This window comes from uncultured Nostoc sp. (assembly GCF_937863485.1).
GTDB lineage: Bacteria > Cyanobacteriota > Cyanobacteriia > Cyanobacteriales > Nostocaceae > Nostoc.
The window spans coordinates 1-23539 of sequence record NZ_CALMFY010000014.1; the positions used below are offsets into that span (position 1 = coordinate 1).

General features: G+C 41.7%; 23 protein-coding genes, 1 tRNA gene and 1 pseudogene. 9 read left to right on the forward strand and 16 right to left on the reverse strand.

What is annotated here, in order from left to right; translation table 11 throughout:
- Positions 1 to 107: 107 nt before the first annotated feature.
- Positions 108 to 401 (reverse strand): DUF3493 domain-containing protein, encoded by a 294-nt coding sequence (locus Q0541_RS01595; RefSeq protein ID WP_298904592.1) that lies wholly within the window; start codon positions 399 to 401, stop codon positions 108 to 110.
- Positions 402 to 434: 33 nt separating this feature from the next.
- On the opposite strand from Q0541_RS01595, the gene Q0541_RS01600 reads away from it, so the two are divergent.
- Both Q0541_RS01600 and Q0541_RS01605 read left to right on the forward strand, forming a co-directional pair.
- Positions 435 to 506, forward strand: a tRNA-Thr gene (locus tag Q0541_RS01600).
- A 338-nt stretch (positions 507 to 844) separates the two neighbouring features.
- Positions 845 to 1069, forward strand: a complete 225-nt coding sequence (locus Q0541_RS01605) for a toxin-antitoxin system, antitoxin component, Xre family protein (RefSeq protein WP_298904595.1) — start codon at positions 845 to 847, stop codon at positions 1067 to 1069.
- A gap of 50 nt (positions 1070 to 1119) precedes the next feature.
- Here Q0541_RS01605 and Q0541_RS01610 read toward each other — a convergent pair whose 3' ends face one another.
- The 4 genes from Q0541_RS01610 to Q0541_RS01625 form a co-directional block, all read right to left on the reverse strand.
- Positions 1120 to 2163, reverse strand: coding sequence for a M42 family peptidase (locus tag Q0541_RS01610; RefSeq protein WP_298904986.1), 1044 nt, complete (start codon positions 2161 to 2163; stop codon positions 1120 to 1122).
- A 20-nt stretch (positions 2164 to 2183) separates the two neighbouring features.
- The gene (locus Q0541_RS01615; RefSeq protein WP_298904598.1) at positions 2184 to 3218 is read right to left on the reverse strand and encodes an SGNH/GDSL hydrolase family protein; all 1035 of its coding nucleotides are present in this window, start codon (positions 3216 to 3218) and stop codon (positions 2184 to 2186) included.
- 320 nt (positions 3219 to 3538) lie between these two features.
- Positions 3539 to 4933, reverse strand: coding sequence for an S-layer homology domain-containing protein (locus Q0541_RS01620; RefSeq protein WP_298904601.1), 1395 nt, complete (start codon positions 4931 to 4933; stop codon positions 3539 to 3541).
- 1007 nt (positions 4934 to 5940) lie between these two features.
- Positions 5941 to 6144 carry a hypothetical protein gene (locus Q0541_RS01625; protein WP_298904604.1) on the reverse strand — a complete coding sequence of 68 codons (204 nt, stop codon included), beginning with the start codon at positions 6142 to 6144 and terminating at the stop codon, positions 5941 to 5943.
- Positions 6145 to 6724: 580 nt separating this feature from the next.
- Here Q0541_RS01625 and Q0541_RS01630 point away from each other — a divergent pair.
- Positions 6725 to 7930: a histidine kinase gene (locus Q0541_RS01630; RefSeq protein WP_298904608.1), complete on the forward strand. Its 1206-nt coding sequence runs from the start codon at positions 6725 to 6727 to the stop codon at positions 7928 to 7930.
- A gap of 189 nt (positions 7931 to 8119) precedes the next feature.
- On the opposite strand, the gene Q0541_RS01635 is transcribed toward Q0541_RS01630, so the two are convergent.
- Both Q0541_RS01635 and Q0541_RS01640 read right to left on the reverse strand, forming a co-directional pair.
- Positions 8120 to 9157: a PleD family two-component system response regulator gene (locus Q0541_RS01635; RefSeq protein WP_298904611.1), complete on the reverse strand. Its 1038-nt coding sequence runs from the start codon at positions 9155 to 9157 to the stop codon at positions 8120 to 8122.
- Positions 9145 to 9345 (reverse strand): hypothetical protein, encoded by a 201-nt coding sequence (locus Q0541_RS01640; protein ID WP_298904615.1) that lies wholly within the window; start codon positions 9343 to 9345, stop codon positions 9145 to 9147. Before Q0541_RS01640 ends, Q0541_RS01635 begins: the two co-directional genes overlap by 13 nt.
- A 611-nt stretch (positions 9346 to 9956) precedes the next feature.
- Here Q0541_RS01640 and Q0541_RS01645 point away from each other — a divergent pair.
- The gene (locus Q0541_RS01645; protein WP_273766728.1) at positions 9957 to 10217 is read left to right on the forward strand and encodes a chlororespiratory reduction protein 7; all 261 of its coding nucleotides are present in this window, start codon (positions 9957 to 9959) and stop codon (positions 10215 to 10217) included.
- Between the two features lie 692 nt (positions 10218 to 10909).
- Here Q0541_RS01645 and Q0541_RS01650 read toward each other — a convergent pair.
- Positions 10910 to 11479 (reverse strand): DUF2854 domain-containing protein, encoded by a 570-nt coding sequence (locus Q0541_RS01650; RefSeq protein ID WP_298904623.1) that lies wholly within the window; start codon positions 11477 to 11479, stop codon positions 10910 to 10912.
- A 338-nt stretch (positions 11480 to 11817) separates the two neighbouring features.
- Between Q0541_RS01650 and Q0541_RS01655 the strand changes: the two genes are divergently transcribed.
- Positions 11818 to 11991 carry a hypothetical protein gene (locus Q0541_RS01655; protein WP_298904625.1) on the forward strand — a complete coding sequence of 58 codons (174 nt, stop codon included), beginning with the start codon at positions 11818 to 11820 and terminating at the stop codon, positions 11989 to 11991.
- Between the two features lie 129 nt (positions 11992 to 12120).
- Here the strand turns inward: Q0541_RS01655 and Q0541_RS01660 are convergent, their stop codons facing one another.
- The 3 genes from Q0541_RS01660 to Q0541_RS01670 form a co-directional block, all read right to left on the reverse strand.
- Positions 12121 to 12537, reverse strand: a complete 417-nt coding sequence (locus Q0541_RS01660; RefSeq protein ID WP_298904628.1) for a response regulator transcription factor — start codon at positions 12535 to 12537, stop codon at positions 12121 to 12123.
- A gap of 200 nt (positions 12538 to 12737) precedes the next feature.
- Positions 12738 to 14909, reverse strand: a complete 2172-nt coding sequence (ppk1, locus tag Q0541_RS01665; protein ID WP_298904630.1) for a polyphosphate kinase 1 — start codon at positions 14907 to 14909, stop codon at positions 12738 to 12740.
- 138 nt (positions 14910 to 15047) lie between these two features.
- On the reverse strand, positions 15048 to 15230 hold the full coding sequence (locus Q0541_RS01670) for a hypothetical protein (RefSeq protein WP_298904634.1): 183 nt from the start codon (positions 15228 to 15230) through the stop codon (positions 15048 to 15050).
- Positions 15231 to 15275: 45 nt separating this feature from the next.
- On the opposite strand from Q0541_RS01670, the gene Q0541_RS01675 reads away from it, so the two are divergent.
- A complete protein-coding gene (locus tag Q0541_RS01675; RefSeq protein WP_298904637.1) occupies positions 15276 to 16724 on the forward strand; it encodes an ATP-binding protein in 1449 nt (482 codons plus the stop codon).
- A gap of 153 nt (positions 16725 to 16877) precedes the next feature.
- Positions 16878 to 17591 carry a hypothetical protein gene (locus tag Q0541_RS01680; RefSeq protein ID WP_298904639.1) on the forward strand — a complete coding sequence of 238 codons (714 nt, stop codon included), beginning with the start codon at positions 16878 to 16880 and terminating at the stop codon, positions 17589 to 17591.
- Positions 17592 to 18089: 498 nt separating this feature from the next.
- Here Q0541_RS01680 and Q0541_RS01685 read toward each other — a convergent pair whose 3' ends face one another.
- Positions 18090 to 18719, reverse strand: coding sequence for a sigma-70 family RNA polymerase sigma factor (locus Q0541_RS01685; RefSeq protein ID WP_298904643.1), 630 nt, complete (start codon positions 18717 to 18719; stop codon positions 18090 to 18092).
- A gap of 196 nt (positions 18720 to 18915) precedes the next feature.
- Between Q0541_RS01685 and Q0541_RS01690 the strand changes: the two genes are divergently transcribed.
- Positions 18916 to 19512, forward strand: a complete 597-nt coding sequence (locus Q0541_RS01690) for a glyoxalase-like domain protein (RefSeq protein ID WP_298904646.1) — start codon at positions 18916 to 18918, stop codon at positions 19510 to 19512.
- A gap of 182 nt (positions 19513 to 19694) precedes the next feature.
- Positions 19695 to 19790 (forward strand): annotated as a pseudogene (locus Q0541_RS01695) (DUF29 family protein); the annotation flags it as partial.
- Here Q0541_RS01695 and Q0541_RS01700 read toward each other — a convergent pair.
- From Q0541_RS01700 to Q0541_RS01720, 4 genes are all read right to left on the reverse strand, one after another.
- Positions 19778 to 20113: a CHAT domain-containing protein gene (locus Q0541_RS01700; RefSeq protein WP_298904989.1), complete on the reverse strand. Its 336-nt coding sequence runs from the start codon at positions 20111 to 20113 to the stop codon at positions 19778 to 19780. The pseudogene Q0541_RS01695 and the gene Q0541_RS01700 sit on opposite strands and share 13 nt — an antisense overlap.
- A gap of 338 nt (positions 20114 to 20451) precedes the next feature.
- A complete protein-coding gene (locus Q0541_RS01710; RefSeq protein WP_298904649.1) occupies positions 20452 to 20592 on the reverse strand; it encodes a hypothetical protein in 141 nt (46 codons plus the stop codon).
- A 157-nt stretch (positions 20593 to 20749) separates the two neighbouring features.
- Positions 20750 to 22435, reverse strand: a complete 1686-nt coding sequence (gene lysS / locus Q0541_RS01715) for a lysine--tRNA ligase (RefSeq protein WP_298904652.1) — start codon at positions 22433 to 22435, stop codon at positions 20750 to 20752.
- A gap of 390 nt (positions 22436 to 22825) precedes the next feature.
- Entirely contained in the window at positions 22826 to 23251 is a 426-nt protein-coding gene (locus Q0541_RS01720) for a hypothetical protein (RefSeq protein WP_298904655.1), read from the reverse strand.
- Positions 23252 to 23539: the final 288 nt, after the last annotated feature.

Here is a 23539-nt window from a genome sequence, read left to right on the forward strand (position 1 = left end):
TTAAGATTCTAAACCAGAAAAAACTGAAAAATAACACACCTTGAAAGGGCTAGTCCTAAGATATATAAAACGAAAACAATAAAAATTAACAGCTAAAATTTCTCCCTTCAGGAATTAGGATTTTTACCCGATTGAGGGCGTTGTTGCCGACGCTGTTCCCAGCGCCAGAGGAAGACCATTAGGGCAATGATTCCGACTTGGAGAGCTAAACTAGGCAAAGCACTCTCAACATCCCGTCCGGCAAGCACTTGGAAAAAAAAGACAAATGCGCCAATCGAGCCAGAAGCACCGAAAGCGATGTAGATAAATTGTCGTAAGCCGCGATAAGGAGCGGCTATTTCTGCTTTGAGGCTGGCATATTGTTCAGAGTTAAGGCGATTTTTAGAATTTTGATCTGCCATGATTAAATCATGTTAAACTCTTAGATTGTGTACGCCGATGTGGCTCAGTGGTAGAGCAGCTGATTCGTAATCAGCAGGCCGTGGGTTCAAATCCCATCATCGGCTTTGATAAAAGTATTGCTCAATACTAAAGTTTGACATAAATTAAGCATTTAGCCAAATTGGTGTAAAAATCATTAAAAACACGCCTAAATATGACTCTTGAGGAGCCAGACCTTCAGACTTTGCAAAACTTTTTTCTGGTTATTTTGGGTTGAAATGCGATCGCTCGTTCGAGTCAAAGCCTCAAACTCAGTTTCCCAGAAAGCTTTTAACAAATCAATACAATTTACGATCGCCTTCGTGGATAGAGAGAGAACTAAAAACTATAATCAACGCATGGTACAACTAATAAAGGCAAAATAGTTACAAATAATTGCTAACCAGCAAGGAGAATCTAAATAATGCAGGCTGATAGTATTTCAGAGCAAAGGCTACTTGAAAAAATTCAAAAGCTATCTCCCGAACAAGTTTTGCTAGTTGAAGATTTTATTGATTCTCTGAAGAAGCAAAATACAGACCATAGCCTTACCTTTGCAGCAGCAAAACTTTCTGAACCAGTTCTGCTTAAAATCTGGGATAACCCTGATAATGCAGAATATGACACACTACGAATTTGGTCATGTTAGCTATTTTGGGTTGATATCCGATCGCTCCTTCCAATCAAAGCCTCAAACTATCACTCAAACTCAGTTTCGCAGAAAGCTTTTAACAAATCGATACAATTTGCGATCGCTCCTAAATGAGCAATTTCATAACCGTGGGTATTTTGTGTAGGAAATGCCAAACAAGCAGCACGCCCAACATGACCAAATTTCATCGCAATTGAAGCATCACTACCAAACTGACTCAGTATCGTTAGCTGCACTAGTATATCAAGTTGCTTGGCAGATTGGCGCAGTTGTCCATTTAGCCCCTCATCATATATTCCATAGGCATCTTGAGATAAAAGTACAGGACTTTCGCCATCTTTAATCGGATATTCCTCAGATAAGGGACAAATTTCTAAAGCAATCAAGGCATCCAAACGCTGGTTTTGGGTGAAAAATAGCGCCCCAATTGCTCCCACTTCTTCTTTCGCCGACGCTACTAAATAAACATCGACTACTGGCTGTTTGAGATTTTCAGCCAAAGCTAGCAAAATCGCAACAGAAGCTTTGTTATCCAAAGTGTAACCAGCAATATGATCCTTTAACCGAATTGGACGCTTGCGATGTTTGCCAATCACCATTTTAGTTCCAGGCCGAATACCAGCTGCTTCTAATTCAGCAGATGTCAGCTTGGTTTCGATCCAGGCATTTTCCCACTTAACAGTAGTATCTTCCTGCTGGACTTTTTGGGGTGATTCGTGGGAAACGTGGCGGGAACCAAAGCTGAGAATACCGTTGATAGTTTCGTTATCTCCCAGTAAATCTACAACGCCTTCGCCGTAAACCCACGGGAAAGAACCGCCAAGTTTGCTGACTTTGACACGACCTTCATCACCAATACTCTTGACAATTGCGCCAATTTCATCTTTATGTGCCGTGATAGCGATCGCTCGGTCTGGATTTTTTCCTGGAATCTTCGCAATAATATTATCGGCGCGATCGCACCAGACTTCTACATCCAGCGCCGCAAATCGTTGCATCAACAACTGGTTAATCTCAGCTTCTGCACCACTAGGAGAATGGTGCATGACCAATTCTTCAATAATTTCAAATAAGCGATCGTAATCCCACATCAATACAGTTAGTTTAATTTTCAACTATTATTATGGGACAATTGTGCATCAACAACCCGACCTGCTGGTACAAGTGCTGACCTTTTTTGTTGACGCTTCAGCACTCCTACCGCACCAAAAGCACCGAGCGCTAAAATTCCTAAGTTTATTGAGGGTTCAGGTACAGACTTAGCCTCAATCGCAGCCAGTGCAGTGTCTGCTATCACCTTATGAGCAGCGGTGGTTGGGTGGACACCGTCCCAGATAAGAAACTTGTTGTTTCCTGGGTCACATATATCTGGTCTAGATAGACAAGACTCGGTTACATTCGTAAAACCCAATGCACTTGCCTGATTAAATAAAGAATAAATATCAACAGAGACGATGTTGAGATTCGGGTTTTGGTTCAAAGCGCTCACAGTGTTTGCTAAACCCAAGTCAAACTCGCTACTCGATTTGCTAAGGGTTGTAGGGTTGCGACCATTGGTTTTAGCTGCTGGTAGCTGTCCCAAATCTGGCAAGTTAAACACTAAAATATTTTTTGCGCCGGCTCCTATGAGAGTATTCAACGCCAGAGATATATTACTGATTGGCTTGGTCGAGTCTTTGGGGTTAGGAAAAAGGAAATCATTCGCACCTCCCCATAATGTATAAAGTGCATCTGGATTAGCAGTTTGATTATTTGCTTTCAAAGTTCCAGTAAAATCAAGGACTTGTTTGAGCACTCCCGGTAAATTTGAATCGGGAAGGACAGCATTACCTAAACCAGAGCTAGCACCACCGATAGCGAAGTTTATTCCTTGGGTAGGAGGTGTGGAAGGAATAGTAGTGAATAAAGTAGGCTTTAATCCTAGCTGATCTCCAAAATAATCTACCCAGTTCGGCCCATCAGAAAAACGTCCTTCAAAGTAAGGTGGGCTTTGAGGGTATCCTTTCCCAGTAAGATTGTATATATTGCCTGTATCGGAAAGACTATCGCCAAATACATAAAGTTGATCAAAACTCGCAGCAGAGGCTTTGGTTGGCAACATGAAAGAAAATAGAACAAATCCTGCCGCTACAGCTTGTTTTTTCATATTTATTTTACCTGTGGTATTTTTTAGTCTGTTTAAAAGTAATCAAGAGGCAATATGACAACTAATGTTTTCTTCAGTTATTTTAAAACTAGGCATATTTAATGAGTTAATTTGCGTTATTACACCTAACTATGCCTTAAAAATTTATCATACACAGGTAAAAACGCTGTAAATACTTAGATTTACATTTTCTTGATAAAGATAGGTGTATTAAAAAGAAATAGCAAAGTTTTCATCCTAGAGATGGAATTGCCCACTTTTATGCAGGCTGGCTATCAACTAACCGCAAGAGAATTGCCTAACCCTTCGTAGACATCGCTTTAACTTCGCTTTAATTTCAAAGCCTCAGCAGCCGATACACCCTCACCCTGATTGCCGAAATACCACAAAACTGTAGCAGCCTCAGCCCGAGTTACTGGTTTTTTGGGTTGAAACAGAGTTGTATAACCAAATACCCGCCGAATATTCGATTGTTCGCTATTTTGGTAATCAACCAACACAGCTCTTAAAGCCTTAGGGTCAATTCGCGCTGCGTCTTGGAAACCCCAGGTTTGTTTGACCGCATCTAAGTTAGCAGAGGGTAAAGCTTGGCGAGTATCTAGGGGTAATTTCCACAGCAGCAACTGTTCCCGAGTTAGAGGTGCATCAGGACGAAACAAAACTACTGTAGAATCTCCAGACAAAGGACTGGGAATCAATCCAGCCTCGGCTAATCCCTGAATTGCTGGAAAATCAGGGTCTTTTGCGGGCACATCACTAAAAGCTGGTTGAGTACTTTCTGATGCCAAGCGAATTTGTTTAGCTGGATTGCTGGGATACATAGCATTGTTAGCAGCAATTAACCAACGGGCGTATTCCCGATGTGTAACGATTTTACCGGGTTCAAACTGGTTAGTTGTGGTAGTAGAGTTGCTCTTAGTTGCCTTTGGCTCTATGGATAAAACACCTAATGCAGCCAAGTCTTGGATGTGTTGCCGCCATTCTTGCGGTATCTGATTGAGATCGTTGAATTCCTGAGATTCGGGTGTGGCTGTAGGAGTTGTTTGGTTGTTAGCCGTACTTGGTGGCTGTACTGCCAAGTTTGCAGGTGGTATCGGCCCAATGAACTGTGGCTCTCCTGGTTGGGGAATGGCGTTAGTAGTTTCGTTAAGATTTGTAGTTGGGGTAGGCTGTGCTGTAGCGGTACTATTCGGTACGTACTCAATCAGTAATTCAGTGGCTGTTTGGGGTTGATTAGGTGTGGCGTTAGTAACTGATTTAGGCTGAATGGAAACCTTCAATAGCAAATCGTTACGACGTGCTTCAAAGACATCTGCTGCATTATCTGTTGGCTGTTGCAAAATCTGCCAGTTATTTGTTTGAAACTGGCTGCTATAAAAGCTAGCAATAAAGTTACTGGGATCAGAACTTAACCAACGAGTTGAGACTCTGTTTTCTGAGCCGTTAGCAGGTGTAACTTCCTGTAGTTTGGCATTGGAATATAGTGGGATATCTTTGGGAAAATCAGATGGTAACTGAACTGTTGATTCGTTTTGCTGTGCTTGTGGTTGGTTACCCTGAGATTCTCCAAAGACAACTGGATTGCTTTGCAGCTTAGGATCTGCCGCCAAAGATTGCTCAAGGTTTTTGGCGACTGGACTGTTAGCACAGGCTGTTAACGAAGTCAGTAGAACAGCCCAAATTAGAAATACAGCTGGACGTTTACAGGGAAGCACAGGAAATCACAAATTGAGTTTCAATTCCTACCCTAGCGCAGACTGTTCATTAAATGGGTATGGGGCATTGGGGACTGGAATATTGAAAAAACCCCATTTCCTCTACTTCTGTGCCTCTTCATATCACCAAAAGACACTACCAACTCACCACGTCCTCTTGGTAAATATCTCTGTTGGTGATGATGATATCTGCTATAGCAATCCTAAGTCGTAAAAATCTCCGATTCCTCTCTCTGCGCTACAGGCAGTTTGCTCAAGTCGGGAAACCCGCCCATGCAACTGCCCTCCTCTGCGCCTCTGCGGTTAATTTATTTTTACAAATGATTTAGGACTGCTATAGGTTTGTTTATTTAAATGTCAACTAAGCCCTATCTCTAAAAATGAGTAAACGGTAGCAAAAGCTACCGTATTGTCTTTGTTTTACAGCCATTAGGTTTTGATAATTCCCATGCTTATTTATAGAGTTCCCTAAAATTCTGGCAAACTAACATTTTGGAAAAAAAAACAGAAATAAACCTGAAATACTTGCTAGATAAGAGTTTTATAATTTTGCTCCTCATAGTTAGTAGTTCACCACACCAAGTTGGATGGGTGAATCAGTTCGTAGTCGGGACTTTAGTCCTTGATTTGAGCGCTGAAATTGTTGCCTTATCAAAGCATTAGATTGAGAATCAATTTTTTAAATAGTTGTGGAAATATTCAGTTAAACAGAGTGGATAACTGATTGAGAACTTGCCAAAGAACAGCATAGCTAGCAAAAGCTTTAATCTCCTTCCAGATGCAGTAGTTGTAATGCGATGCCTACGGCGGGCAAAGCCTACACCAAGCAACTGAAGTGATAGACTAAGACTAAAGCCCCCTTTAGCCTCACCCAAGCAAGGAAATAGATTAAGTTTGCTAACGTTCGCTTACAATCGATTCTGGAGATTATTCATCTGACGATGGTAAGCTGAATAAGGTAATAGGTGGAAAATGCCAATGTTAAGCAATTCCAGGAACTTAGCGGCCTAAGTTTGTGGTTCTTGGCGACTGGGGTCATAGGCAAAGCAGTCAAGTGTCGCAGCAGTTTCCCTAATATCTATAAATTGATTTTCTAGGGAAAGTGCTACTTGTACTGTAGCCACGAGTTTCTTGGCAGCCTCGAAAGCAGTGAATGCTGACTCCAAAAGTGCGTAGTTTACCGCCGTAGGCATCGCCTCTATGTTTTCCATTGCTTTCTCTTGGGCAATCCATCTCCTGTTCTTCTGGGATAGAGCAGGGGTTCTTTTAGGAAAGGCTGGGCACAGGCTGCGCTTTGCAAGTTATAGAGGCAGTACATAGTCAGCTATAGCTGTTTCCTAATCCTACTAATGATTGGGTAGAGGCAAAAAAGACACTTCATCGGATGCACTGGCGGTTGAGAAAACCCTCTACAAACTTGGTCTGAACAGTTAACAGCTTCCTGATAGATTAGATACAATTAGCATCTGCGTTTGGTACAGTGATCACTAGTTCAAGGCGAGTAATCAAATTGACATGCTGCTCAACTAGCCAATTTGACATAGTATTAAACCTTTCTACCTGCTGGTTCTGGCGAATATTTTTGATTCAGGGCAAATTAAGACTTATATTATTCAAGGGCAAAGGTGTTTCTTGGAGGTGAAGTTAGCCAAAAAGGGGCAAAAGGCTGAAAAAAATATGTCTGATGTCAAAAACGCAGATCTAATCGGAGTATGAATGAAGAAAAAACAACGATTATCGACAACCGTCAGTCAATTTTACTTTCTGTAAAACGTCGCCAGGTTGTTACCAGTGCTGAAACACGATTACATGCAAGTCTCCCAGGATCAGCCTATTTATTCTGAGGCTCCACTCCAACTGTTACTATTTGTCGATGAACGCCCAAAGTCCCGACAACAGGTGCAGCGAATACGTGCTTACTTAAAAGAATTGCAGGCTGAGTATACTTTTGAAGTTCAAATTATCGATATTGGACAACAACCTTACTTAGCAGAACACTTTAAATTGATCGCAACGCCAGCTTTAATCAAAATCCATCCGGAACCACGACAGATTTTAGCTGGGAGTAATATAATAGCACAATTGAAAAACTGGTGGCCTCGCTGGCAAGCCGCTGTAGACGCTTACTTAAAATTACAGGATGACTTGCAAGAACGTATAGAGGACAAAGCTAGGGCGACATTACCCAAATCCACTATCCATTCAGTTGCTGTTTCTGCTGAACTAATCCGACTCTCAGACGAAATTTTTCGCTTGAAACAGGAAAAAGATAACCTCCAAGAGCAGCTACAGTTTAAAGACCGGGTGATTGCTATGCTGGCACACGATCTTCGCAATCCCTTAACTGCTGTCGCGATCGCCATAGAAACTCTCCAATCTAATTACAATTTAGAGAAAGGGGAATTTCAGCGCCTCAAACCATCGATGACGGTACATTTATTAAAACAAGCCCGTAATCAAACTAAGATCATTGATCGGATGATTGCCGACCTTTTGCAGGTAGGTCGTGGGAAAGATACAGAGTTTCCTATCATACCACAAAAGGTACAGTTAGGGAAACTGTGTTTAGATGTATTAGAAGAATTGTGCGATCGCTACACCGCCAAATGCCAAGAGGTAGAAACAGATATTCCCTATGACTTGCCATATGTATATGCTGACCCAGAACGCATCCGCCAAGTGCTAGTAAATTTGTTGGATAATGCCATCAAATACACCCCAGAAGGTGGCAAGATCAGTGTTGCCGGATTGCACCGTACTACCCAAAAAGTTCAGTTCAGTATTGGCGATACTGGACCTGGTATTCCTGTAGAGAATCGCGATCGCATCTTTGAAAACCACTTCCGCCTGCAACGGGATGAAGGTACAGAAGGTTATGGCATTGGTCTTTGTTTATGCCAACGCATCATCCTCGCACATTATGGTCAAATTTGGGTAGACTCTGCCCCGAATAATGGAGCATGGTTCCACTTCACACTGCCAGTTTATCCTTCTTAGGGATTGGGCACTTGTACTGAGCGACTTGTACCGAGCATACCCCTACGGGGATCTTGCTAGCAAGAGCGTCTGTCTGCGACACGCTGCGCGAACGTAGAGAAGTCGAGGTAAGCCGTAAAGCCTGCGGCATAGCTGCGCCCTAAGCGCCAGCCTCTCCAAAAGTTGTATTGGGCATTGGTCAAAGCAGAACTAAGAAGTTGAGACAAAGCGATCGCGCCCCCCTGCCTTAGCTTCGTAGAGTGCTTTATCTGCCCACACAATCAAATCTAAAGGTGATGATTCCCAAGTAGGGACAACAGTCGCCACGCCCATACTCAGGGTGACATACTGACTCACTACAGACCCGTCATGAACAATTTGCAAATCTTTAATTCCAGCTTGGATCACTTCGGCAATGTGAACTGCGCCAGATGCAGGGGTGTATGGCATAATCACAGCAAATTCTTCGCCACCATAACGCGCTACTAAATCCTGATGTTTTTGTACCTTAAGGCTTAAGACAGCACCCACCTTTTGTAAACAGATATCCCCAGCAGGATGGCCATATCTATCGTTATAAAATTTAAAAAAGTCGATATCACACAAAATCATTGACAGGGGAGATTCCTTTTGTACGAGATTAATCCACTGAGTATTGAGATAATCGTCAAAGCGGCGACGATTAGCCAACTCAGTTAAGCCATCTACATTGGCAAGGTGCTGCAAAGCTTGGTTTGCCGCCTCTAATTGTTTGTAAATTTGCGCTTCCTTTAGCAGTCGGCGCAACCGCTGGCGCAATACAGGCCAGTGAATTGGTTTAGTGACATAATCAGTTGCCCCTGCGTCAAAAGCAAGGTTTACGGATTCTTCATCGTCCAAGCATGTGATCATTAATATGGGAGTGCGCTCCCATATCTTGGAGATCACAGTATTGTTAAGGGTTGAGTCAGTATCAAAGGTTTCAACGGCTGATTTTAATTTATTTTTGGCAATTTGGAACAAGTGCTTACAGCAGGTAAAGCCATCCATTACAGGCATTACAGCGTCTAGCAAAACTATATCTGGTTTGATAGTCTCGTAAGCATCTAAACATTGCTTACCATCATTGACCTCGACCACTCGATAACCTTCTTTTTCCATAGCTTTACGCAAGAATACTCGAACACTCTTGTCATCATCAGCCACTAAAATCAGGGGTGGTTGCTGTGATTGCTGCTTAGAATTAGAAAATGGGCTTATGCCTGACATGAGTTACCTTCCACTTGCAGGACTATCCTGAAAAAGGCTGTGCAACTCGATCGCATGGCGGCGATCGCTCTTTTCATCAATGCCAGGATTTGCGGCAAAGGTGTGTCGGGCTTCACAATCAACTGTTTTTTGACACTAGACTGTTCAATATTAGTGAGCCAAGCAAGCGGTAGATAACTAAGTTGCATAGACAATCTATAATTGGAACATGAAGGCAATTGTTACCTTTTTGTTCGGCTATGGTTATGGAAGGAAATGTTACTTTTATATTTCCCCATTCTTAAAGTCAAATTGCAATTTTTTTGAAAATTGCAAATGCACACCTTAATTATTGAGTTCTGTAGTTAGTTTATAAACTTGGTGAGACAAGGCAAAGCAATTGCCAAAGCGTGCTCAGAAGATAGCTAATACTAAAGACTAATATCACCTGGCTTAAATTTATTTAGTCTATTCACAAGGCTTGCAGAGGTTTAGTATAATTACATAAGATTAAGTTAAGCTTTGCATTCAGCTTAATTCTCAAGTCATTCTGAGTGAATAACTTAAGTAAAAATTCTTCTTGAATTCGATTCAGTATATCTAGTTATATTAAAAAATAGTTTGTTTCTTCGGAAAGACAGCAATTTAGTTACTAAGGTTATATTAAATATATATACTAAATAAAAATTAATATCTTTAACAACTAAACCCGATAATTTGTTTACAGACAGCAGATAAAACCGCCATATTTTTGACGATACAAACAACTAGATGTTTTTATAAGAAATCAAAACTTATTTACGTTTACTAAATCTTTAAAATGCCAGACTCATTAATGTATCAGCAGGATCATTTTGTTGTTCTAGAAACAAATCAGCCCGAACAATTTCTGACACAATCAGAGTTATTAGAAAAGCTCAAAACAACTCTCCAACAACTCATAATTCAAGATTTGCCGCCTGACTTGCAAAAGTTTGATTCTGTGGAAGCTCAAGCACAATATTTACTCGATACCAGCTGCGAATTAGATATTGGTCCTGGGCAATATTTACAGTGGTATGCAGTTCGTTTAGAAAAGTAACTTTTTGGTCAGTTGTTTAGCAGAAAAGAAGTTAACGAAGAAGTAGCTTCCAATGCTCAATGACTTCCTAACGTTGCGTTATCCGTTGGTGTAGGCCGCACAACTCTTGGAGACGCTCTTGCTAGCAAGATCCCCGTAGGGGTACGGCATGGTTCAACTACTTGGGCTTACCTCGGCTTCGCTACAACTCTTGTCTACTAGAGGCTGCGCCAAGGAGAGACTGGCGCTTAGGGCGTAGCTATGCCGCAGGCTTTACGGCGTCGCTCAGAACAAGTTCAGTACAAATGCGCTCACCAGCTGCTCAGTAACCACCGTAGGCATTAGAACTTCTCCTAACGGAGACACTGCACGAACAGAGGAAGCAGGGGAGAAACCCTATACTTAAAAACCTTGTCATTACCAATATCAAATAAATCTTCCATTTCGTTGTTATCCCGCCTTGAAATAAATTCTGAGGCTAATAGCTTGCATTCCTCTCAAAAGGACTAAATACAATATTTTAAGCGATCTATATGGACATCCTTTGTGAAAGTGAAAATTGAAGTTCACGCTTAGTAAATAGAAGCTATTAGTCCAGAATTTAAGTTATGGGTGGGATGTCAATTAGCACAGCACTTTGACTGTTACATAAATGTGGGTAACGACAAGCCATAAAGGTATGGCGTTTGGGTAAGGATAATTTTTGTTCTTAACTATTGACTACTGACTAGTGACTCTTTTTTAGTATTGATCAGCGCTAACTCAATTGTATTTTCAGATGGCTGCGTTATTTGAATCTCCAATCCAGGGCCAAAATAGTTGGTCATTTTTTCCTGCTTTTTTTGCCACACATCAATTGGTATTAGCGGAGAATCAAATTCCAAAATTAGGGCATAGTTGCCATTAACTTCTGTTTCTCGCAACCCTGTGACTGTTGGTCTTTCCTGGTCTGTGGGACTCAAACCCAGAAAAGAAAGTGTTGTATCTAGATGAGAATCTTGACCATAGCAATATCGGGTGATGTCTTTGCGAATTTTATTTTGAGTATCAGTTGCTTGCTGCTGGCGCAGTATCAATGCTGACGGTGATGTAGTTTGGCTAAATGGTACTGGCTTAAGTTCATTAGCTTTCAGCGCTAGCCCTCCTAACAACAGAGGAATCCCGTAAAAAAATCCAACAAGATTGAGTGTGGCATTATTACCAGCATAGGCGACGAAGCCAATGATGGTTAATATGCCACCGATAGTTAAACCGAGTGTTCCCAAAGAGATTTGGCGTAGCATGAGCTTAAATTAGTATAAAGTCTGAATACCTCAGTTTTATTATCATCGGCTATGAGTAACAAATTAGGAAAGAACATCGTCCCCAGGTGGTAATATTCAACCAACTCAAAATTGCCAGATTAAGACTGACACAAAGAGAAGTCAAGAGCTTCTGGCTTGGTTTCTCCGATCAGAGACGCTCTTGCTAGCTGGCTTTTGAGTAGGGGTACAGCAGACACGGAGAGTTTTTAAGGGAGTGAAAGTTAGTGTAGTAGAATTACTAAGGGCGGATAGTGCCCCAGAATGTTGGATTTTGAGTTAACTTTAAATTTAAAGGTAGTTAAAGATAGGAAAAAATAATGGATGTACAGACTATAAAAGAACGAATTATCGTAGTTCAAAGCAAACGCGAGTACCTGTTAAGCCTACTAGAGCAACCTAACCTGGGAACTTTAAGAGTTGACGTAAATCAGGCTTTGGAAGAACTGGATGAATTAATTGATGAATTTAGACGCACCATTCCGGTAGAGTAGAAATTATCAAGAACTGCGTCGGTCTAACCGTCAACTTCAGGCTATACCGACGCTCCTGAGTAGGATTATTTCCTCAAATCCCCAGAATTGAACTAAGCTGAAGTTGGCAAAGCAACATACCTGTATCATTTATCCTGCAACTGAACCATCTCCTGCACGCTGACCCAACTGCTTAACTAAGGCAATAAGTTCACTTGTAGGTACATCTTTCTTGCAAACGTCATCAAAGCTAGACATTGCCTTTGTCCCCTGAAAATTTACGTCTTCCACTGAGGAGTAAGCAAGGATCTGGGTGTTCGGAGATATAGCTTTAATGCGACTAGACGCACTCCAGCCATCCATGACTGGCATCTGTAAATCTAGAACAATTACGTCTGGATGGCAACGTTTAACCATTTCTATAGCTTCTTCACCATTACTAGCTAAACCTACTACTTGAATATTTTCCTGACAAGAAAAAACTAATTGTAAGGTTAAACGAGTCAGTTCGTGGTCATCAACTACTAGAACACGCAAGGTAGAAAGCTCACAAGATAACATTAACATTTAGAAAAAAGACAATTTTATTTAAAATAATGTCTCCAGTTTATGAGAATAAGTGCCAGCACTTACTCTATCTTATGGTTGAATAACTTGTGTGAACCCGTGACAAACAACTTAGATAACTTCTCAAAAAATTAAAGTTTTCTAAAAAAAAACTAAGCTGAGTTAGTTGTCAAGGTAGAAGTAACTGATTTTTTAATCAATCAGGTTGAGGCTACACCAGTTGAGCGTAATGCCATATTCATGAGAATTTTTTGTGAATTAGCTTCTGGAGAATCATCATAGGGACGGCGTTGAATGTAAGTGCCATCAGCTTGTAATTCCCAAGCTTGGCGATTATCTGCGAGCATAATTCCCATGATTTCTTGCAAATCTTTTGCAATATCAGGGTCTTTCACTGGGGTAATTACTTCCACTCGGCGATCTAAGTTGCGGCGCATCCAGTCGGCACTGCCAATATAGATTTCCTCTTGTGTATTGTTATGAAAATAAAAAATCCGAGAATGTTCTAAAAAGCGACCGACAATGCTGATTATGCGAATGTTTTCACTAATGTCTTTGAGTCCTGGGCGCAAACAGCAAACACCCCTGATAATTAAGTCGATTTGCACTCCGGCGCGGGAAGCTTCATATAAAGTGGCGATGATTTGCGGATCGACTAAGGCATTCATTTTGGCAACAATGCGTCCAGAAAATCCATTTTGAACATTTTCGATTTCGCGGTGAATTAGTGCCAAAAAGCGATCGCGCATATTCACAGGCGCAACCAGCAACTCTCGATAAGACTTTTGCAGGGAGTATCCTGTCAAGAAATTAAATAAATCTGTGATGTCAGCAGCCAATTCCTCACGACAACTAAACAATCCCAAATCTGTATACAGCCGTGCCGTTTTCTGGTTATAGTTACCTGTGCCAATATGCACGTAGCGACGTATCCGGTCTTTTTCCCGTCGCACTACCATGACGGTTTTACTGTGGGTTTTTAGTCCCACTAGACCATAGACAACATGAACTCCAACTCTTTCTAGTCGTTTTGCCCAGTAAATATTATTCTCCTCATCAAACCGTGCCTTTAATTCCACCAGCACGGATACTTGCTTGCCATTTTCGGCAGCGGCGATTAAGGCGTTGACGATGGGCGAGTCGCCAGAAGTCCGGTAAAGAGTCATCTTGATGGCTAACACATTCGGATCATAGGCAGCATGGGTAATAAAGCGCACCACTGTAGTCGTAAAGGATTGATAGGGATGGTGTACTAGCAAATCCTTTTCCCGAATCACAGCAAAAAAGTCTTTTCCTTCGTCCGTCTCCAATGCATCTGGGTTTAAACTCGGTTCCCTCAGCCTTTGCAGGCGTAATGGTACAACAGATTGACGTGGTGGATCTTTGAGTTCCGGCAGTGGTAATGCCATAAAATACATCAAATCTCGCAGGCCCAAAAGACCGTCTACTTCGTAAAGATCACTTTCTGTTAATTCCAAATCATGCAATAATCGCGATCGCACTATTTCAGGAGTTTGGGACTGAATTTCTAGCCGGACTGGACTCCCACCTAGCCGCCGTTTTCGCAATTCCTGTTCGATCGCTAACAACAAATCATCTGCTTCATCTTCTTCTAATACCAAATCGGCATCACGGGTAATGCGGAACGGATGATATTCTTGAATATTCATCCCTGGAAATAGAGATTCCAAGTTATGAGCGATCGCTTGTTCTAAAGGCACTCCAGTCCAGTGGGCAGGTTTTTCGTTGTTCTGATCTCCCAATTCAGGCGGTATTGGTAAAAATCGTGGTAGAACACTGGGGACTTTAACTCTGGCAAAGAATTCTTCTTCGGTGTCTGGGTTTTTGACCACAACAGCCAGATTCAGACTGAGATTGGAAATAAAAGGAAAGGGATGACTAGGATCAACAGCCAAGGGAGTCAAAACTGGAAAGACTTGTTCCTCAAAATAACTGTTGAGATGAGTCCGCTGTTTCTGATTCAAATCTATGTAATCCAGGATATGGATGCCTTGATTTATAAGTAGGGGACGAAGTACTTGCTCAAAATGTTGATGCTGTTTTTTTACATGAGGAATCAGGGTAGACCTAATATCATCTAGCTGTTGTTGTGGTGTCCGACCATCGGGAGTTAACAGGCTGACTTTTGCCTCTACTTGTTGCTTTAAAGCAGCAACGCGCACCATGAAAAACTCATCCAAATTAGAGTTAAAGATTGCCAAAAACTTCAGGCGTTCGAGAAGGGGGGTGCGATCGTCACAGGCTTCATGTAACACCCTGCTATTAAATTCTAACCAGCTTAACTCTCGGTTAAGATAATATTGTGGATCGTTTAAATTGATGGGATTGGCGCTTTTCTTCGATTTTGCCATAACGATCTTAGGGTAGCCAGATGTAGCCTATACAGATGGATAACAATACACATAGTAAATTAAATCGGGCATCCAAGTGAAGCGGTTTGTCCTTAATTATCGCTTTTATCGATTGAAAAAATTAAAATATCAAAACAGTTATTTTTCTCGAGCTTCTTTTTTCTCTTCAGTTTCCTTAGCTGCGGTGGCAATTGGCAATTGCAGATTTTGGTTGTAGACTAACTCTTTGTTAACTGCTACTTCTAAATTGGGTAAAGTATCGCTGTTAGTGATGCCATTTTGGATAGGAACCCGTTCAACAAGATAAACTCCTTCTGGCAAATTCCCTAACTCGCTTATTTAAAGCAGTTTCTTCTGCATTGTAATATGTTTCAAACTACTCGTCGCCGTCTTGCCGTCTGGTACACTGCTATCACCGCTGTATTACTACTATTATTCGCCAGTGGAGTATATTTATATGTCCGCAGTACATTAATCGAGCGGATTGACGATACCCTCAATCATGTAGTGGAAATTGTAGAGCGATCGCTTGTAGTTGAGCCGATCAATAATGATGTTGACAAATTTCGCATTAATCTAGAAGCCAGTTTTCGTGATAATGCCGACACTGTAGAAGATGACCATATTGACCTAGAATGGTTTAGTCCGACTGGTGAATTAGTTTGGTCAACGCTATCCGAACCACTAAATATTCCCATTCGTGCTAACCGCACTGGCGAAACTGTACGCGTAGTCAAGGAAGAGAGTGAGAATTCAAAATTCAAAACTCAAAACTCAAAACTCAAAACTCAAAACTCAGCACTGTTATTGCGACAAGTTACCCAACGGGTGGAAATGGGACGGCAGGTATTAGGATATCTGCGTGTAAGCCATCCCTGGTTTGAAGTCACTAAACCCAGTCGCCAATTAATTTTTGATTTAGCGCTAGGTATTGGGTTAATGGTGCTTTGTGTCGGAGCAAGTGGTTGGTTTCTTTCGGGTAAAGCGATGGAACCTGTAGGTGAATCCTACCAACGCCTCAAACAATTTACTGCTGATGCTTCCCACGAACTTAGAAGTCCCATTACTTTGATTCAAACAAATGTGCAAGTTGCCCTTGCTGACTTGGATTTAGCAGAGACAGAAGCAACTACTTCTATGCAGTATCGCCAACAGTTAAAGGTGGTGGAACGGTTAACGCAGCGTTTGGGTAAGTTAGTCAATGACTTACTGTTTCTAGCACGGCAGGATAGTGGTATTAGCAAAGATATTTTTTCACCTTGTCCGCTGGATGCCTTGCTGATGGAAGTGGTTGAAGAACAAGAATTGTTAGTCCCTGAAAAAGAAATCACCCTTTCTCTAGATTTAGTTGACCCTCCCGCCTCAGAAACAAGCCCCGAATTACTGGAAAATTGGTTTACTCTTGTAGGCAATTGGGATCAACTGGTGCGGCTGTTCACAAATTTAATTGCTAATGCCTTACATTACACTCCAGCAGGTGGACGGGTGAAAGTGGGATTGGCGCGGATAGAGGGAATAAATCGCCTTTCTGGATTACGTTACACCAGTGCTCAGTTGCAAGTTAAAGTGAGTGATACCGGAGTTGGAATTCCAGCAGAAGCACTACCACGCTTGTTTGACCGCTTTTATCGGGTAGATCCGGCACGGACTCATACAACTGGGAATACAGCTACAGCCAGTGCGACTGGTTCAGGATTGGGATTAGCGATCGCTCAAGCTATTGTCGAACATCATCAAGGTCATATTCAAGTTGAAAGTATCCAAGGCATTGGCACTACGTTTACTGTAACTTTACCAATAACTCTTGAGTCTTAATTCGGCAAGAAATATTTGTTTCCTGTGATAGATGTAGAAAATTAAATAAATTGACTACTTTATATAATAACAATTGCAGTATTTAGCCGCATTAAATTTGCTGTTTAAAAACTATTAAAAAAATAAGTGTTTTTTTAGGAGTCCACAAAGAATATGAAATCTCAAAATTTTCGCAAGTCCGCTGAGTTATTTGGCGCTATTTGTGGGGGATTACTGATTAGTCTGCCAGTAATTCCTCAAGTAGTAGCACAGCAGTCTCCTCCCAAGGTTAACCCTTGTCCAAGAATTTTTTACGAAGAACCACATAATAATCAGGTTGTGGTGCCGCCGGGATGTCCTCCTAATGCCCTAACTAAAAGACTAGCTGCTCAAGGGCTTCTTCCCGTCCCTGCTACCCCATCACCAGAGCAAACAAGATTGAGTGTCGGCGGTGAATCTCCAGGATCAGGTGTCACAACACCACCCCCAGTTCCTAGCGAGCAAACTCAACAGCCCTCACCAGGCGCGGTTTCTGGCGACCAACCACAACTACTACAACCACGTCAAACTCCCAATGCTACGATCGCCCTAGCAAATGGTACAGTTAATATCAGGTTGGTGAATAACACTGCGGCTAATGTAACTTTCCAAGTGATTGGCGATACAGCACCGCGATCGCTACAAGGTAAGTCAGATGTAACACTGCAAGGTCTAAAGGCACCAGTAACGGTAACATTTGAACGACAAGATGGCGGACAGTTGACCGTGACTCCACAACCTTCTTCCGAGCCAGGAAGCTTAGAAGTTACATTTAAGGAAGCCACGGATGCAACTCAAGGCAGAAGTACCATGAGAATTGAACGAAACGGTTCTGTCTTCTTGAATTAGTAAAGGCAGGGGTAGATTAAGTTTTAGCTGTTCTCAATTCAGTCAACTTAAGCCCTGGCGAATAGAATTCGCGGCTACACAAACAGAGCTTTCCTCCGTGGGCTAAGAGAAAGTCAAGCTTTTTGGAGGTAAAGTCTTGTGTAGACGCGGTTTCTAACCACCGATTTAACGTTAAGTTGACACCAATGTACAGTTGTACGCCCCTACTCTCAACGATGCAAAAGATTTCCGATGCCGTCCTCCTACTTCAGCTGAAGCATTTTAGTTAGCTGATCCAGCAATTGCACTTCTTGTTTGCTGTCTTCCAATGTCCGCGCCAGTATAATCGCCCTTTTGTAAAAATCGCACTTGCCCAAACTAAGCCTACCTTTTGCCTTGGAAATACAAGCCATTGTTTGATAAAACTTACCTGTAAAGTTACAGGTTTAAGTAGAAAGTCTAAAAAGAAGTTTTAAATTGTTAAATTAAATACAATTAATTTACGCATTTATCATGAATTCAAGATTGAACTAAATCTTCCCCAAAGTAAATAGTGCGAATATCTGTGGGTAATTTGTCCTCTAGCATACGATAGCCTTCCTGGAGAGAATTGGCTACAACACTTGGGGCGATCGCTTCTCCTTCGGCTTGCAAATAGGCGGCGATTCTAGTTTCGCTCCAGTGGAAAGTTTGAGCCATTAACACCATCAATCGCAAAACAGGTGGTAATTGGTCTAATGCCTGTTGTACATAGCACCATAATGGCGGCGAAGTTGTTTGAAGAGAATAATGAATTGCTTCTGTGGGTGGTAGCTTAATCTCGTTAATACAGAAAGCTGTCATATTAATTAACCAATTTTGCAAGGTTAAGGTTTCCTTACCTAATTCAGAGTCGGTTAAATTTAGTCCACCGAGTTCGTAGTAGATATGTCGCCAGGTAAGGGCAAACAGATAATCTGCTTGCACAGGCGATCGCGCTGAATGCCGAATTAAGGTATACACTATGGGACTATAGCGGCAAAAAATCACCGTAAAGTACTTTCCGGCATCTGGATAGCGCTGAAACAGAGTCAGTAGTTCATCGTCACTGTGATGGAACAGCGACTTCACCAGCGGGTGATTAGCTTCGGGAAAATGAGGAATTTGCACAAGTTTTTGAGTTGATAGTTGTTAAAATAGTTTTGGGAATTGCACTCCCGTAATTAATCGCATAATATCTTGGTGTTGCCCAGTTTGTAGCCCACATTTAGACTACTAGAGTATTGATAAACTAGAAACAAAGACTTAATTTTAGTCTTAATCGACAATCATAAAATCGGCTCCCTTATAGAATCCTTATTTGTTCATGGTTATAGCAGTTAGTGTGATATCGTTCCTGCTCAGTCCCCTTACCTTAGGCTCCTTTCTCCCTTCCCTGCCCTTAGATAGCCTGTTCTCCACCCAAGGCATTATGGTGATGCTGCTAGCAGCTTATGCTGGTGCAATGTGGATGTTCCTCACCAGTGCCCCAAAAGTACACACTGTAATGGTGTCGGATTTGGAGATTGCCCGACAGTTGTATGAAGGGCTGCTAGATTTGCCAGCAGCTGAGGTGCCCTTGCACTATTACTACAACTACGAACAAACTATAGGCGCAACTGGCATTGATCCACTATATATGTCTACTGGGCCGAGCTTGTCTAACAAAATGATGAATAATGCCACAGATGGGCTGTGGTATCAATTAAAGAAAAACACCCAGTTACACATTATTACTGGCGCGAGTTTAGGTAGCAAAAATCAGCAACGCCACGTTTGCTTTGACCATGACTGCCTAGAAATGATTTTAATGCGAGTCGAAATGCGCGGTTTGAAATTGAAGATTCGCAACCACAAGCCCCTGAATTTTTTGGTCAAGGACTATGAAGGGCGCGTTATTGAGGTAGCAGAGGTAGCGAATTAGTCATTAGATTTTAGATTATTTCAGGTTGGGTGGTGCGTAGCTTGCTGCCGTAGGCATCGCTCCACCCAATATTTTTATATAGCAGGTGAGGCGTAGCTTGCCGCCGTAGGCATCGCTCTACCATTGATTATTTAAAGTCATTATGGGGTTTTGCTAAATAAAAGCTTATGACCGTTGAAAAGATGTACACATATCATCTATATGAAACAGATTTCTATGCTTGGACTCAAGAGCAGGTTAGCTTGCTCAAAACTCAACAGTGGGATCAATTAGATACCGACCGCTCTGTTGAACCTCGCTCGTATTGGGATTTTTGAATCTGGGCTTCTTCAAATTCCGTTTTTGCGTGATTATATAGTTTTTTAATATCCTTCCTCTTCAGCAATTCCTCTTTCTTAAGTTCGCGCAGTTTGATTTGGGCTTGCTGTAAAGCTTCAGGACGGCTATTACCTTCTTGTCGCTGCTGGTAGTAGAAAATGGAAAATAATGCTGTGGCTAAATCATTAACTGACCACAGAGTACTAACTACACTTTTAGCACCAGCACACAAAAAGCCAGTGGAGAGAGTCAGAATATCATCAGTTAGAGAAGGAATACCCATATTGGTAAATTTTTCACGGTTATACACTTGCAAGGCATTTTGATAGCAAATAATCGCTGTCTCCAAATTTTTTGCTCGTTCTCCACGTAGCCTTCTACAGTATGCATTCCCAAGACTATTTTGGGCAGTAGCCCATTCTTATTGATATGCTTTGGAGCTGGGAGTTGCCATTGCTGTCGTGTGTTACCTGCAATACCTCAAGCAAGAAATCGAGATAGTATTTGTGGTTTTGTCTTCCTTTTGTTTTTTGAGTATCGAATCCTTTCGTCATCTGAATTCAGCTATTTTTTATTTATAGTTATCAAAAATTTCTGCCAACTTCTCTAGCAATTCTTCAGCTAAATCCAACAACTACTCAGTAATGGTTTTGGTGGATTTTCTGGTTGCTCCTCTTCAGGAATCATCCTGATGAAAAAAGCCAGCAAATCTTTGGGGATTTCCCCATTGATATCTAGATAAAGTTCCCAAGTCCAGGTCACTTCCTAGCTCACAGTATAGTATTCCTTATAAGGAATGTTAATCGTATTATTCTTTTAAAGGAATATCAGATAGAATAAGTGAGTGCAACTTAGGCAATAAAAATGGTGCGTTATGGCTTTGCCTAACGCACCCTACTGTTGAATAGCAGTTACTAACTCAACTCAATTGTTCAAACTTAAATTTCCCTTTAATAAACTTGTTAAAGTATTGACCTTTAGACGGTGCATTATCTAAGTCTTCCTTGACACTAGGAGGTACTTTGAAATACTCGTAAACACTTCCACTATCAAATTCAATAGTCAGTGTTTGAGTTTTTGGATCGTAGCTAAATTCCTTAATAACGCTGCCTTCGGGCTTGAGTAGAGGGAAGGCGATCGCATCCCGAATACTGGCACAATCAGTTAATAACATTACCAACCGATCAATCCCAATCCCTAAACCACCTGTAGGTGGCATTCCATATTCAAGGGCTGTCAAAAAGTCTTCATCTACACCTTGCGCTTCCAAGTCACCAGCAGCTTTTCTTTCAGCTTGTGCTTCTAAGCGTTCTCTTTGCTCGATAGGATCGGTAAGTTCTGAGAAGCTATTGGCAGTCTCCCGCCCTACTATAAATAACTCAAATCTTTCTACCAAACCAGGTTGAGAACGGTGGGGTTTTGCTAGGGGCGAAATTTCTACAGGGTAATCAATTACAAAGGTAGGTTGAATTAAATTGGCCTCTACTTTCTCTTCAAAGGCTAAATTTAGTAACTTACCAATTGATTGGGCTTCATCTACACTAGGAATACTAGCATTTTTACTTGCTGTTTTTGCTTCTTCCAAAGTTTGGAAAGAATTAAAATCTAAACCCGTAACTTCTTTAACTAAATCGTGCATTGTCACCCGCCGCCAAGGTGGTGTTAAATCTATAGGTTCCCCTTGGTAGGTAATTTGCAATGTGCCGAGTACCTCTTGGGCGACAGTGGTAATAATCCCTTCTGTCAGCGCCATCATATCGTTGTAGTCGGCGTAGGCTTGGTAAAGTTCAATTGTCGTAAATTCAGGATTGTGTCGAGTCGAAATTCCCTCATTGCGGAAAACCCGCCCCAATTCAAACACCTTTTCAAAACCACCCACAATCAAGCGCTTGAGATGAAGTTCTGTGGCAATTCGCAGATACAACTCCATTTCTAAAGTGTTGTGGTAGGTGATAAATGGACGCGCGTCTGCACCCCCAGTCTCACTTTGCAAAACCGGCGTTTCAATTTCCAAAAAATCCCGTTCTTCCAAATAACGACGAATCCCAGCAGTAATTTGGGCACGACGGCGGAAAGTTTGCCGCACTTCCGGGTTAACAATCAAGTCAACGTAGCGCTGACGGTAGCGCTTGGCAACATCCGTTAATCCATGCCACTTGTCGGGTAAGGGCAACAGGGATTTAGTGAGGATAGTATATTGTTTAACGTAGACAGATAATTCGCCCTTTTCAGTCCGTTTAATAGTACCTTTGGCTCCCAGGATGTCACCTGCATCTGTGAGTTGTTTCAAGTGATTAAAGGCATCAGCATCAATATCTGCCATGCTTTCTTGGATGCGATTTTTATCCAGATAAAGCTGAATTGTGCCGGTTTCATCTTGCAAAGTGAAGAAAGCTAATTTACCAAAAACGCGACGCGCCATAATGCGTCCGGCTATAGCAACTTCTAAATCAACTTCTTCACCACTGGGTAAATTGGCAAATTTTTCTTGCAACTGCGCTGCATGATGGGTAGATTCCCAACGATAGGCATAGGGATTAGTCCCTAGCTGCTTGAGTTGTTCTACTTTCTCCAGCCTTGCGGCTCGGATATCTTCTTCCGACATGGTAACGAACTAAATAGGGCAACATTAATTATAGATGTTGCAAAAGTTGAGAGTAAGAGATATTTGCACTTTGCAGATGATCATATCGCCTAAAAGTGATGTGCGTAGGCGTAGTCCGCCGCAGGCTACCGCAATCGCGCAGCGTCTCCAAGAGTTGGACGCAAAGGACACATAGACGCAGCAGCGGCTACTCTGCGAGAACGCTAAGAGCGAACCTGCAGGGTAGGAATAAGAGTTTCAGAGAGTTCTTGCGTAAGTGTTGAGTAGGTGAAATACCTATAAGAAAAAGTGCGATCGCTTGATCGCATTTTATCCAAAAGGCTGTCAGAGAAAATATTATTGATATCTTCTATAACAAAGGCTCAAAATTTTACTCTGTAAGTCAAACCTTTATTTCTCTACTATTTTTGGCGAATGCCTAGATGAAACAGCTTTCATTTTCAAGTTAGTAAATTGCATGATCGCCTTTACTAAATCTTGCTGTTCTGGTTGCAAATTCAGTTTTACTAAGGCTTGATTGATATTATTACCAGCCCGGAGATTGTGAGTAAGTTGGGCACGTTGCGATGTATTTAAGACTGCCTCAATTTCCCTGTTTCTTCTCTGACGCACAGCCTGGAGTTGTTGGCTTTGTAAGGGAGTCAGGTTAATCTTCGACGAGGTGGAGTAGCTTGTAGTTTTGGTAGTTTGGGTGAAAATGACACCAGAAGTAGTATGGAGTTGAACGGGTGCAGCTAAGGCAATTCCAGGCATGAAAAGGACAAGAGCTAGAATAGCAGCGAACACAGAAAGCCGTTTTGTCAAGTGAATTGCCATATTGAGAAATGCCTACATCTAATTTAATGCTGAGATATAGTTAAGCAATTTTCAAGTCTTAATTTTGAATCTTGAATTTATCCTACCTCCAACAGAATGGTAGTCCAGCTAGAAAATATTATCCGCTTTGAGAGAATCCAAAAAAAACTAGAGTGGCAAAGTTAACTGGATTAGCAGTACTTTCAGTTTATCCAAGTAAGCAAGAGGAGTTTTACGTTTGCCAAAATATAGACTCAAATCCAAGTTTGTACAAAATTATCGTTTGACTGCTCATTTCTGTTAATCTGT